A 13,441-nucleotide genomic window follows, 5' to 3' on the forward strand; every position below is an offset into this window, starting at 1 on the left:
AACACTTATTGGATATGGGCAGTCAGTTATTTAATCTTCTGTATATCAGGATCTTTATTACCCGGCTCGATGCGGTTGAAGGAATGCTGATACGATGCCGGGAGAAGTTATTTATTTTGAAGGTGTTTTCATGATTTTCTCTGTCAGTGCCTGAGAAAAGATTTGAGATTTCATATTGATAACTGCAGCTGGTGCCCAATGTACACATTGTGCAGATTAAATGTGTAATTAATTCTTTTAAGGCTTATAACTTCTAAGTGACTGTTTGTGATTGAGCCGTAAGGTCAAAAAGCAATATTTAAATTCCGGCAATCAGTTCTTTAAGTTTCTGCATATTGGGATCTTTCTCAATCGGGTTGATGTCGTTGAATGAATGCTGGGAAAGCGTTTCATTCAGGATTTTCACTTTCTGGAGCATCGGGACCACATACTTTAAAAAATGGTTGAAGTGTTCCGAAACATCAGAGTATTTGGTGGCCAGCTTATAGCCCGGCTTTCCGGAATGGCTCACGATAAACAGGCCTTCATACCGTAAATCCCGGATCAATATCCGGATCCGCTCATTCCTGATGTTGGGAAAGAAATTATTCAGGTAGATCAGCAGTTCTGCAGTTGAAACCAGCCGGTCCGGGTTCAGTTCAGACTGGAACCTCAGGTATTCCAGGAGCCTGGCTTTTTCCTTGGTTTTCTGCACCTTAGTAGAATCAAAGAATTTTTCAATCAGCTGATAGTTCATTTTCATGATCTGCTTATCCAGTTCAGGCTTGTTCTCAATTTCTTTGGTGATGTAACTCTGGAAAGGGAAGTAGGCAATGGAAGTTCTGGCGTGCAGGAGGTTGAACAGCTCAATATACTGCTGGTCAAAATGGCTGGTACAGAATACCCTCCCCAGGCATCCCGATATAAAATCAGCAATCCTGATCAGCTTTTCATCCGGATTGTCAGACATTTCAAAATTCCGGTCCGGATGGAACAGGTCGCGGCTGATGCTTTTCTTCCGTACATAGTCCTGCAGTTCCTGTTTGAATTCCCCATCTACCTCGCCGGCATGGATCGCATAGCTTTCATAAATGTGGTTATACTTTTCCACAAACAGCGACTGGAAATACTTATAAAAAGTCTTTTTGATCTTCAGGACGTCCCCGGACAGCCTGGATTTATCCACTACCATTACATCCACCACGAAGTCCAGCTTTTCAATAAGCTCAAGCAGTATTTCCTTCCTCTTCTTAAAGTTTTTATTTTTGATATTCCGGGACAGCATATCATTACCCAGCTTATGCTTAACGGCGATTTCATTCAGGATCTTCCTTGCTTTTTCCGTATCGGGATCTTTTATAATAACAGAGGTGTATATGAAATGGGAAAATGCTCCTTTTTTGGATAGGTCAGGATGTGCATTACCGAATTCGTCTATAAAAATTCTGGCTGGAATCATAAGCGGCTGTGGACTAAAGGGTGTTGACAGGTAAAGTTACGGAATAATGTTCATACTCAGGAATTTTTGGAGATGAGCGTGATATTAAATATATTTTGCATCCCATGATTGCTTCTGTATTGTGGAACAAATATTTTTATATATTTGAATCCTGTTATGCTAAATGCATACTTTAAACTAATCATTTATTTGCTTCATTTCATCATATGCACTTTCACAAGACGGACACAACTTAAATAATCCGGAAAGTGCTGAAATCAAACAGTATAATCTCAAAATCCCAATTGACATGATGCCTTTTACAAAAACAGAAACCAACAATACAGATTTACTTATAGAGGTGAACGGCTGGCCCGGTGCAGCCGCTCACTGGCAGATTATTAAAACTGATAGTGCACCTGTCATGAAACTGCTTTTCAGCGTGAATTGCCAGATATATAACGGACTGTTGAATGTTAAGATAACCAACCCGGATAATAAAGTACTCACCGCTTTTTATAGCAATGAACTGAATGATGCATCCGCTGCTGATCCGGCCAATTACATCATTAACGATGGGATGAAGATAACAGGCATTACCCTTAATGAAAACAAAAGTTCAGTAGATATTACGGTAGATACAATTCCTGAAGTACCGATCATATTGAAAGTCAATAACATTGCCGGCACCGATCTTAAAGAAACTTATTCCGGCTTTGCAACGGTATCAACAGACCCGGCTGTCGCAGGAACTTCTTCATTAATGGCAAAAGCACTTGCAGATAAAGAATGGTATGAAAAGACATTTTGTTTTAAAGAAAACAAAGATAGGCAGGTAACCGTCAATACAAACCTGGTTCCCACAGAAAGCTTCATCCTGAGCAAAGAACAAACCGGTCAGTTGGTAAATAACTGGCTGAATGGGATTTATGAGATGATAAAAGAACGTTCAGAAGGTAACCCGGGAATTATACCTTCTGTGCTCACCCAGAAATTGAGTTTCTCTGTTGATCCGCTCACCCTCCGGAAAGATACGCTCTTCATGCTTACAGTCAGCTTGTCGGTTAAGTGCAGCGATGAAAGTCAGAAAGATGCCGAAACTCAGGAAACCCATCTATCAGAAACAGCGATCATGACCTTATCCTGCCTTCCGGATGAAGATGGAAGTTATTCTAAATTTGTACGTGAATTTGAAGAAGCTTTTTCGGCGGATAATTTAAAAATGGCATTAAATACAGGCAAACATAAATCCCAAGAAGCCGGATCCGGACATCCTGAGGTATGTGTATTACGGCCTGATACAGAAGGGGTTTCAGCTCCGGGGATCGGTTACCAGATCAATATACAGCAGGAGCCGGTAGCGTTTGCTCCGAAATTAATATCCAGCCGTCTGATCAGCAGAACCGATGTGCGTGTCTATCCTTTTGATGCTGTTAAAGGAATAGACCGCACCAAACCTTCTTTGATCAGTTTCAGCAGTGTGGATGTGAATGTATGGTACCGGCATTTTTTTGAGCATTTTGATACCCTGCTCGGACCGGATTATTCCTCCGCCATTAAGATATTAGATGATAAAAATACAGATGAAACCAGCCTCCTGAAAAAATTGGAAAGCCAGAAAGAAAGCCTTGCCGATGTATTTAAAAAACTAATGGTCCCGGTTTTTAAAGACCAGATGAAAGCAGAGGTTCAGGAAGTACAGGAAGATTTCAGGCAGGCATTAACGGTAAAACTTTCAAATGCCGGTGATCTCAAATCAGCACTGCAGTTTCATACCCGTGTTTACGGCAACAATACACAGGCTTCTGCTTATCTTTACGGGAACATCATCCGCAATGCAATACCGGATACAGAGCCTGAGATATCCGATACTGAATTTACAGCAGGAAGGCTGTCACTGAAACCGGATGAAACCGCCGCCTTTAATGTTCTTATATCTTCTCCTGACCTTATAAAAGATAAACATGGTCGGGTAGTCCCGGTACTGCCTTTGGATCTGTCTTATACAGTATCTTCCGTTGTAATGTCCGGCAATGAAGACCTGAATGATTCTTCACGGTTTGAATTTATCAGTAAAGACAATGCCCTGTTGTCCGTGAGAAAACTGCATGAAAAAGCAGTTATGCTTCCGCTGCCCCTCAATGAGCTTCCTGCTGCTCCATTCCTGTCAGGGCAATCGGGACAGCTTATCAGATCTGAAACAGACCGGTTTCCTCCGGATCTGATGGCCTGGAATTATGAATTTACTTATAGCCAGGAATGCCATTATCTTCAGGATGTCCTGTACTTTGCTGTGGATTTTAACCGGGCTGCAGATAAAAGAGACCTGTTCAAGGGAGAACCTGCTGATGCTTTTACAAATATCGCCCAGTTCATTACTGTAATGCCGGATATGGCCGGTGCATTGGAGGAAATTCCCCATATTGATGATCAGAGTGGCAGCGAGGCCATTGCTGCTGCAAAAGCTGCGTTGACAGCCTTTACAGACATGGCACAGAATATCATCACCGGCTTTGCGGGCCGGGAACCTGATGCCTGTTTTGCGTCCGGCAATATGCAGTCCCGCACAGATTCTTCCCACCGTTTTACAGTGAAGGAAAGCTGTGAAACGGTAGAACGCATTGAAAATGTACTTATCATCACGGTCAGTATTTCAGAAGAATCAAAAGAGGTGATCGGGAATCCGGAAATGCTGATCAGAGGATACCAGACCGAGCCTTACACAATTAAAAACGATAAAGACGGAGATTTCTGCTGTTATTTTACAAAAGACGGTCAGCCGCTGCCTGCCGATATCGGACAAACCATTCCGGAGAGAACAGTTGTGTTAAAAGAGTTGAATATTCTGGCCCATCAGGAGGTATCGGCATCCGTATTTTCGGAAAGGAACGCAGAACTTATCCCCGGCCGGCCTGTGAATCCGGATTTGGTCTATACAACACAGGAAGTTATGTTTCAGGACTATTATCCTGGTTTTTTAAATAATGATGCCGTTGATATTGCTTCCGTCAATTCAGGTAAAACGGTTAAAGGCACCTTACTGATGCACCTGAATCATTTGTTTGCCCTGCTTTTACAAAAGAATGGGCAGTCTGTGTTGAACTGCGCTGTGGAAGTAACCTATGATTATCCCGTTACTCCTTCTGACATCCGGACTAAGTTACCTGTAATAGCAATGCCGCTGTATTCAATGCATTTAGGCAATAATCCTGATAAAGCATTGGAAAGTATGCTTTTAAACTGGATTTCCGGAATCAAAGACTGGCTGGATCTGAATACTCCGGATACAACAGATGCCCTGCTGAACTTTAATCTGACGCTTTTTTCAAGCCTGACTGATGAACCTAAACCATTGATTAAGCTGGAAAATTTATACCTGAAAATGGAGGATATAAAAGAATAGAGAAATTTTATCAATACACTGTCCTGATCTGATCAAGATATAAAGATCCAAGGACGGTGTATCATACCATTAAAAATAAAACTGCCGTATGGCAGAAATGCCTGCACTTGTTTTTTCAGAACGTATTGGAAAGATCCGTAAATCCTGATTGATCTTGGCTGAGCTGAACCTTTGTTTTCCTTAGGTTTAATGGCCTAAGCATGCTTTATCCTGTTCGTTTACTGTACAGGAAATTCCGGCCTCCTCATTTTGTATTTTGTCCCGGACATCGAGGTAAGGAAAGAAACCAGTGCTTTAACCTCATCTTTATTCAAATGCAGGGGTTTCAGCAAAGAATCTGCGGAAGGATGAAGCGGATCCGATAATTTTTTTTCTGCACTCGGGTCAAGCTGGTGCATTCCGCTGTTGTATATGTTCACCACGCCTTCAAGTTTGTCAAACAGGCCGTTGTGCATCCAGGGCTGGGTAAGCATCAGGTCTCTTAACTGCGGGGTTTTGAATTTTCCTACATCTTCCGGCTTCCTGGTAATGTTGTACAAACCCAGGTCTTCATATTTTCTTTTATAATAGGTGAGCCCTATATTGTGGAAAGACTCATCGGTAAGGTACTGCCCGTTATGGCAGTTCATGCAGCGCGCCTTGGTACGGAAGATATGCATGCCGTAAATTTCTTCATCAGACAGCGAGCTGTATTTCCCTTCCAGGAACCTGTCGAAGCGGCTCGGCTGGCTTTTGATGGTTTTCTGGAAATCGGCAATTGATTTTACAATTTTGTCATACGTTACTTTTTCGGTTCCGTATGCACTTTTGAAAAGCTGCCGGTAGCCTGCGATGCCCTGGATTTTTGCAGGCAGCGTCTTCACGTCCATGGCCATTTCATGATGTGCTCCCAAAGGACCGGAAGCCTGTTCTTCAAGGCTTTTGGCCCGTCCGTCCCAGAAAAAAGAGGTTCTTTCTGCGATATTGTAAAGCGACATGGTGTTCCGGCTTCCGAGAAGATGGTCATTTCCCAGGGCAACGTGCCTCCTGTCTGACCAGCCCATTTCAGGATCGTGGCAGGTACTGCAGGAAATCTGGTTGGACTGGGATAATTTAGGATCGAAAAAAAGCATTTTCCCTAAAATGATATTCGGCTTTTCCTGTTCTGCAAAATAGGCCGAATCACTTTTAAGAGGAGCAAACTCCTTCCATTTTACGCCTTTGTCAATATTCGGTTCCGGCCATTCCGCAATGGCCTTTTTGTAGCTTTTTACGATGTCTTCAATGGACGGATCCTGAATGTTGGAAAGGTCTGTGCTCACTTTTGAAGTAAAGCTCCACAGGAAAATGATTATTAAACCTGAACCCCAATAAATACCTTTTTTCATTTTAAAATGTAATTCCTAAGCTTGCACCGGCAAAATTATTGTTTTTTTTCTGGATTTTCTGTATCTCGTACGCTGCAGAGACAAAGAATGCAGGAAGCTTTTCAAGTTTGATATCGTATCTCAGCGAAGCACCGAAAGTGGTAATATCGCTTGCCTGGAACCGGTAATCGTGCAGGATCCACTCATTGATCTCCTTGCTTGCCGTCATGCTCAAAGCATTGATGGATTTGTTGACCGTCCGTTTTGAAAAATAAGGCCGGAATGAGATCATCTGGTCAGAGTTAAGCGACTGGCGGTAGTCTGCTGTTATGCCCAGATAGGAATATTCAAATTTCTGCCCGGAATTGGGATAAAGCGTCCGTTCCTTAATCTCTTCATACCCGAAAAACGGGGAAGCACTGACTGAAAAATTTTCTCCGGTATATTGGTAAAGAAATTTTACTGAACTCATGAAATTTTCTGAGCGGTAGGCCTGTCTTTTAAATATCTGTTCGGTAGTATTGGTATTTACGGAATACCCGAATTCCGAACCGGTCCTTACCACGGCTTTGTAGTTGGCAGACAGTCCGATCCTGTGTTTTTCTTTCAGCGTCAGGAATTTAGCGCCTTCCAATTCAAAATTTTTGTTTTCCAGTTCTGAAATTTCAAAAGCGGTATTTGAACTGTTGTCTTTGTGGCTTTTGGTGTTGTTTGAACGTCCGGCTGAAGCCCGCAGATAAAAATCTTTCCCTTGTTTATTCGATATCTGGATGCCTCCTTTATACCCGAATTCCTCAAAAGTCTGCGCCGGATTTACCCCGCCGCTGAAAAAGTAATTGGAATTGCCCAAACCGATCATCTGGTACACAAAAGGTTTTCCCAAGACGCTCTGGAAATTAAGTGAGCTGTTTTGGGTGTATTTGTTGACAGTCCCGAAAACTCCGGCCTCATATTCCCGGAATACCTTATAGTTTACGCCTGCATTTACAGACAGGTCTGATGTGGTGCTCTTCAGCCTCGGGTCACGGGCGCGGTAGCCGAGCTGGGCAAGATAGCTTACTTCACCGCCCACCGTCCATCTGTTGATTTTCTGGGACAGGCCTCCTGCAAAAAAATACCGTTCCACATTCAGGGTTCCGCCCAGCGAATCTGCGGTGGTGTAAGGCGCAATGCGTTCATAATCCAGGTTTTCATTCCACCGGAACGTCTTTTTCTTCAGGTTCTGGTAGCTGGCTTCTCCCCATACGGAGCGGTTGGTATTGAGTTTTAAAAATGAGGATGCGCTTACGGAAAGCCCTTTTTCACCGGCACCCAGCTGTTCGCGGTATACCTTCCGGCGGTTATCGTGATAGCCTATGCTGAATTCTGAGAATGAGGAAGAACTATAATCCGACTTATTGGCCGGATTATCGTAAAACTGGCTTCTGAAATTTCTTTCAATACTGTACTGGTTGTTAATCTTAGGGAAGATCCGTGTGCTGTCCTGCGCTTTTATATACAGGGAAGCGGAAACGGCAGCCATCAGCAGTAAAGAGCTTTTTAAATTGGACATCATGTTATTTATTGTGGTCAATACCGTCTTTTAAGCTCGGTACGGCATCTTTGGTAAAATCATTGGTAGAATTGTTGGTATCCATATACAGGTTCTTGCCGTTTGAAAGTGTTCCTGATGTTTTACGCCTTACTGATTTCCCATACCTGTTTGCGTCATTATCCGTAGCTCCTACGGAGGCCCATCCGGAATCCATGCTGGCAGAAGTTAGGGTGTGAATGAATTTGGTGGGTACAGAATTGTTTTCTGCATCAACAATCCATGAATTCGGGATGGCATAAGCGCTTTTTGAAGTAACTGTACCTGCACTGTTTTGATACGTGTAGTCATACTTGAATTTCTGAAGGAATGAATCTTTGCTTTCGCCGGCCGGGAATCTTGCGATTACGTAGCTTTCAAAACCTCTGTTGTGCAGGAAAAACATATTAAACTGCATCTGCGTATAAATTACTTCAGCATTCGGAACACTTGGGTTATCCACCTGCCCTAAAGCCGGATTGGTAGACGGGAACTCAAAATCCGCATTATGCAGATCATAGGCTGTACTCGTATTCTGTTTGTGGTTGATGGCATTGTCTGCAATCACAATGAAATCCCCCGGCTGAACAGGGTACTGGTTTCCGGTTCCCGGTAATACCATGACACCTTTTACGGCAAAAGATAAATTGGGGTTGTATGGAGTAGGGTTTTTGTCATCTGTGGTAAGGAATTCAGACTGGCCGATGATCAGCTGATCTGCAAAAAGAACCTTACTGGTATTGTTGGTAATTTTAAAATAACGGCTGGAATTGTAATTCTTATTATCCGGCGTTTTTATCCCTGTGAAGAACACTTCCTCAATGATAAAGTCTTCATGGAATTTTTTTATAAACAGAGGGATGGTAAGGTTGGTTACTGCAGAGGTAATATCGGTCTGTCCTACACCGGCTGCCCTGGCTTCTTCATTGTTGGCAATCACGACACCGTTGGCTGTAATTTTATAAGATCCGTAAGGGAGGTCAAATGAAAATGTAGTTACATTAGACTCAAGTGTCTGCTTGATGACAGCACCTGTATTAAGTTCGGTAATCTCGATGTTGATGCCTTTGTAGGCAGTGATGCCCTCACCCGTAACGTTTAGCGTCAGTACGCCGTTCTGTTTTGCCGTTACGCCGAAATCATCATCGCTTGAGCATGAGGTTACGGTGAATCCTGTTGCCATGGCTGCTGCTAAACTTAGCAGGATAACGCTCTTTTTCATATTTTTCTGTATCTATTTTAAAAATTATAATTAAGTTCCATTCCGAAATACGGGGTATTCAGCCCTCTTCTGTACACCGTTACGTTGTTGAAGACATACGGAGCGCTGTAATTGAACATCCTCGTCACGAACATGGATGTCCGGATGGTTTTATAAATGCTTTTCGTGATTTTCAGGTTCCCCACAACCGTAAAGGTGTAATCTGTAGGCATATTGTCGGTCACTGACACATTCCGCACCAGCCACTGCTTGTAAGTATCCGTTTTGTCAGCCTCGGTGAACGGATGGATGATGCCGTCAACTCCATAATAGGATATAGGTTCTGCCATTCTCCGGTCTCTTCTCTGACGGTCAAACACGCTTCCCTGGAAAGATGCTGAGATCGTAAGGTCAAGGCTCGGAAGGTAGGTATCGATAAAAAGGTTGTAATTCATATTGGAATTAACGTATCCGTCATCGTTCCGGTAAATCCCGTAATAAGGGAACCCGTCCGGGCCGATTGATGCCGTGGGTTTAAACAGAAACGGGACTGAGTTCCTGTACTGGGTTTTGAAATAAGCAGCGCTCAGGGTAAACCGTGTATTGATGGCTTTGATACGTGGCGAGCTGTACCCGAATTCAATCCCGCTCTTCAGTGTTTCGCTGCCGTTCTCCGTAACTGCGTATTCGCCCATATTCTGCTTCACGGTGTAAGGGGTAGAGTTAAGATCCGGGCCGTTGTTCCACTGGGAAAGGTCTACCTGCGAGGCATCATACTGTTTGTAGGTATGAAGCACCGTATGGAGCATGCTCCGGAAGCCGTTGGTCATATTTTCTTTAAAATACGTAAAGAACAGGGTATGGTTCCGGTAAGACAGGTCTAGCCGTATTTCTTTTTTGATGCTTTTTGCCGCTTCAATGGCCTTGTTTTCCGTATTCTGTACATAGGTCATGAAATTAACGTAGCGGTACTGTGCATCGTTGTTGTAATAGTTAAGCTGCGTGTAATCCCAGAATTCCCGGTTCGGATAAAGCATCAGAAGGGTAGGCTGCTTGTAGAACTGCCCGTATCCTAAAGTAACATCCGTTTTCAGCGGGAAATTGTTGATCATCAGATGCGGAAGGTTGTACTGTAAATTTAATCTCGATTCTGCAAAAACCTTTTTGCTGATGGTATAAGACGGGTCTATTCCCAGCTGTCTGGAAAACCTTAAACCGGTATACAGCGTAAATTTATGCTGGTCTATGGCATAGCTCATCTGGTCTCCCAAGAAGGCTGCCAGTAAATTGGAGGCAGGGATGTCATTGAACGGCCTCGGCCTTGAATTGACAAAAGTAGCGGCATAAGGAGAATTCATATCGTAAATCAGGCCCCTGCCGTTGTTTTTGGAAAACCTCCAGTCCAAACCGGCTTCATAATGATGCGCAACCCCGAATGTATTGCCGTTGCCTGTAGCCTGAAGAAGTGCCGTGATATCCAGCGGTTTCCCTTCTGTGCTGTATTCGCTGATATACCTGAGCGCAGGGAAGATGCCTACATTTTCGCCCTGTTCAGTAGCCAGTGAAAAAGACCTCGGCCCGGAGAGCTGTACCAGTTTTGTCTGGTCGATTTTCTCGAATCCCTGACGGATGGCCGTATTTAAAATAACCTTGTCGAAGACGGAAGAAGGGTCTAAAGCGTACACGAAATTGTTGGTAAGGCTTACTCTCGTCCTGGTCTGTTTATATCGGTCGATATCAGGAACGCCGTTATCCGGGTCATTTTTCTTAGCATCAATATTGGTGGAAAAGTCGATGCTCGAACGCCACTCCAGCGGCCTGGACCCGAGAAATCCTTTTTTCACGGAGCGGATAGAGGCTGTGGCACGCTGATAATTTTCAAAATCATCTGTCGGGTTTGCCTTGGAATCCAGAAAGTCTGCGCCGGCATTGATCTGCCAGCTGTCGGAAACCTTAAAGCCTTTTCCTACATAATACTGCTTGCTGAAACCGTCTGCCTTAAACCTTGCCTGCAAAGGGGAGGCTCCGATTTTCCTTTCAATTTTTATCAGGCCTGAAGTCAGGTCCCCGTATGATGCTGAGGGAATCCCGCGGATGATTTCCACTTTTTCAATGTCATTGGTGGAGATCGTTCTCATATCAATCCCTGTGGTTGCCGTTTCTCTGGCTTGAGGGGAATAGCCGAACTGTGAGTTATCTAGAGAAACCTGCATGTCTGCGTTGGAATTGATCACGTTTCCGTCAACCATAAACTGCACGCCCAGAGATGAGGTGTCGTACTTTCCGGGCCCGTTGCTCATGTCACCGCGATTTTCACGGATAAGAGGCCTGTTGTTGATGCTCAGGGCAGGGGTTTTTGCCAATCCGCCGGGTAAAAGTTCCATCAAATCTGAAAAGCTTGATGGCTGCAGATGCTCCATTGCCTTCCGGTCAATAACAGACTTTGTCGTAAGCCCTGTGCTTTCTTTCGAGAACATCACCACTTCTTCGAGTTTATCTATGGCCTGGAGCCGGATATTCAGTGTTTTGGAAGCATCTACATTCACATCCAGTTCTTTTTCCTGGTAATTTGTGTGGGTAAGTATGATGTGGTGCCTGCCCCTGCTTAGGAAGAGGATAACATCTCCTTTTTCGTTGGTGACGGATGAATTTCCGGTGCTTTTTACAGAAACGTCCCCGAGTTCGCGCTGGTTTTCACCGGATGCATGGATGGTGAGCTGTATTTTCTCAGTTTGGGAGAATAAGAGCAAGGAGCCGAAAGGCATGAAGAACAAAAATGATAAAATCCTGAGTGTCATTATTTTACTTGTCTAAAAACAAATCAGCCGCAAAAATAGAAATTTAATCGGCAGATACAGAATTTATTTAGAACAAATTAAAATAAATGATAAAAATCATTGCTGATGGATGGTTCAGGATGATCAGATAAAAATAAACCATGCAGATTCAGCTGTTTTAATCAATACATGTTATAAAATGAATTTTTAAGGGATCTGATTTTATTTTCAATATAAATAATGCTGTTTCATCGTTAAGAAATTGTTTGTTTAAGGATGAAATTTCAAAATTATCTTTTTACCATTTATTTGAAGGATATATCCATCAATCAATACAATACAGAGCCATGATTATGATTAAATTTTTTTTAAAATCAGTTAGAAGAACTGGATTGGTTAGAAGCCAGGAAGTTACAGTAAAGTTTTATTGTTTTTGTTTAAGCAGTATCGTGTAATTATGGGAATCCTCAAACAGCTGCATATTAAAATCAGATTGTTCAGCTCATCAAAGAAATGAAGGAATGGCATGAGATATTTGGGAGCTGAAAATCAGGCTTGAATCCGGAACATACAATGTAAGACAGACAAAAGAAAAATCTGGTAATATAAATTCGTAGCCATACTAAGGAAGACAGTCTACCAGTTATCTTAAAGTAAAATCCCCGACAGAAGCCGGGGATTTTATTTTCAAAAATATTAAAGTGATTGGTATTATATGATGTGCAATTAATATGCCACACATAATTTGTTTTGGTATATCTGAAATAATTTGAGCGCAGTGGAGTTTTAAAAACGTCAATCCGCCTGCTTTAACAATGTAAAGTTATAATTCTTAAACAGGCCCTGAACTATTCATTAAACTATTTATTCAGGGAACTAAGATCTCAGCGCATAATATTTCTCAGCTTTAAACCAGTAGAATAAAACAATCCTAAAATATATTTTAAAGTCAGGAACCTTGAAAATGAACAAAAATGGAATTGTGAATTAATGTAATAATACGGATATAGTGTGCAGAAATTTTAAAAGATGAAAATATTTCTGTACCTATCGGACAAGAGACCAGATTAAGACACCAATTCCCGCGTAGGCAATGATGGTAATAATATCCGCTATAGGCTGTGAAAAGCGTTTTTCTGCAATTTTTTCGCCATTGATCTGGTTCTTATGGAATTTCAGTGTTTTTTCAGGATGATGGACCGGGTGTGCAACCAGGCTGTCGCCTTCCCATCTGTCCACTATTATTTTGTACGACCTGCCGTCAGCATTGATTCTAAAATTTTTGCCGGCTGCAAGTTTCTCTGTGACATTAATAGGAGCGGGCGTTTGTTGTACGTTCAGATTCGGCGGATTATTATTGGCAGGCGTTCTGTTGTTTTTAGATGCCTGTTTATTGTCACCTGCCGGATCTGCCTGTTTTTTTACCTGATACGTATAGCAGCTGCTGAGAGAAAATAATATAATAATGAGGTAGAGATTCTTTTGCATGGGCCAAATTTAAGAATTAAACGGAATATTTAATATTTTCTTTTAAAAGATGCCGTTTTTTCCTGTTCAGTTGTCTGTTGTCCGGATATCATGTTCTGTATAGTCCAATTAAAACGATTACCTTGAAAATCTGCATTATTTACCCAAAATACTTCTGAATTGTGCCGGCAGGCTTAACGGCTTCATCCAAACGTTTTAAACAGTTGGCAAAAATTGTGTTGCTTTTCTTTTAAGGTTAA

At 42.5% G+C, this 13,441-nt stretch carries 7 protein-coding genes; 1 reads left to right on the plus strand and 6 read right to left on the minus strand.

The annotated features are described in order from the left end of the window. Positions 1-298 precede the first annotated feature (298 nt). Positions 299-1,438 carry a DUF3800 domain-containing protein gene (locus tag SD427_RS07100; protein WP_320560578.1) on the minus strand — a complete coding sequence of 380 codons (1,140 nt, stop codon included), beginning with the start codon at positions 1,436-1,438 and terminating at the stop codon, positions 299-301. 289 nt (positions 1,439-1,727) lie between these two features. Here SD427_RS07100 and SD427_RS07105 point away from each other — a divergent pair, with 289 nt between their 5' ends. After that, positions 1,728-4,820, plus strand: coding sequence for a hypothetical protein (locus SD427_RS07105; RefSeq protein WP_320560579.1), 3,093 nt, complete (start codon positions 1,728-1,730; stop codon positions 4,818-4,820). A gap of 218 nt (positions 4,821-5,038) precedes the next feature. Here SD427_RS07105 and SD427_RS07110 read toward each other — a convergent pair whose 3' ends face one another. The 5 genes from SD427_RS07110 to SD427_RS07130 all read right to left on the minus strand — a co-directional run bounded on the left by SD427_RS07110 (position 5,039) and on the right by SD427_RS07130 (position 13,202). Beyond that, entirely contained in the window at positions 5,039-6,187 is a 1,149-nt protein-coding gene (locus SD427_RS07110; protein WP_320560580.1) for a cytochrome-c peroxidase, read from the minus strand. Position 6,188: 1 nt separating this feature from the next. Next, positions 6,189-7,721: a DUF6850 family outer membrane beta-barrel protein gene (locus SD427_RS07115; RefSeq protein WP_320560581.1), complete on the minus strand. Its 1,533-nt coding sequence runs from the start codon at positions 7,719-7,721 to the stop codon at positions 6,189-6,191. Position 7,722: 1 nt separating this feature from the next. Next, positions 7,723-8,958: a DUF4876 domain-containing protein gene (locus SD427_RS07120; protein WP_320560582.1), complete on the minus strand. Its 1,236-nt coding sequence runs from the start codon at positions 8,956-8,958 to the stop codon at positions 7,723-7,725. Between the two features lie 17 nt (positions 8,959-8,975). Continuing rightward, positions 8,976-11,735, minus strand: a complete 2,760-nt coding sequence (locus tag SD427_RS07125; RefSeq protein WP_320560583.1) for a TonB-dependent receptor plug domain-containing protein — start codon at positions 11,733-11,735, stop codon at positions 8,976-8,978. A gap of 1,026 nt (positions 11,736-12,761) precedes the next feature. Continuing rightward, positions 12,762-13,202, minus strand: a complete 441-nt coding sequence (locus SD427_RS07130) for a hypothetical protein (RefSeq protein WP_320560584.1) — start codon at positions 13,200-13,202, stop codon at positions 12,762-12,764. Positions 13,203-13,441: the final 239 nt, after the last annotated feature.

The organism is Chryseobacterium sp. JJR-5R (assembly GCF_034047335.1).
In the GTDB taxonomy this organism is placed as follows: Bacteria; Bacteroidota; Bacteroidia; order Flavobacteriales; family Weeksellaceae; genus Chryseobacterium.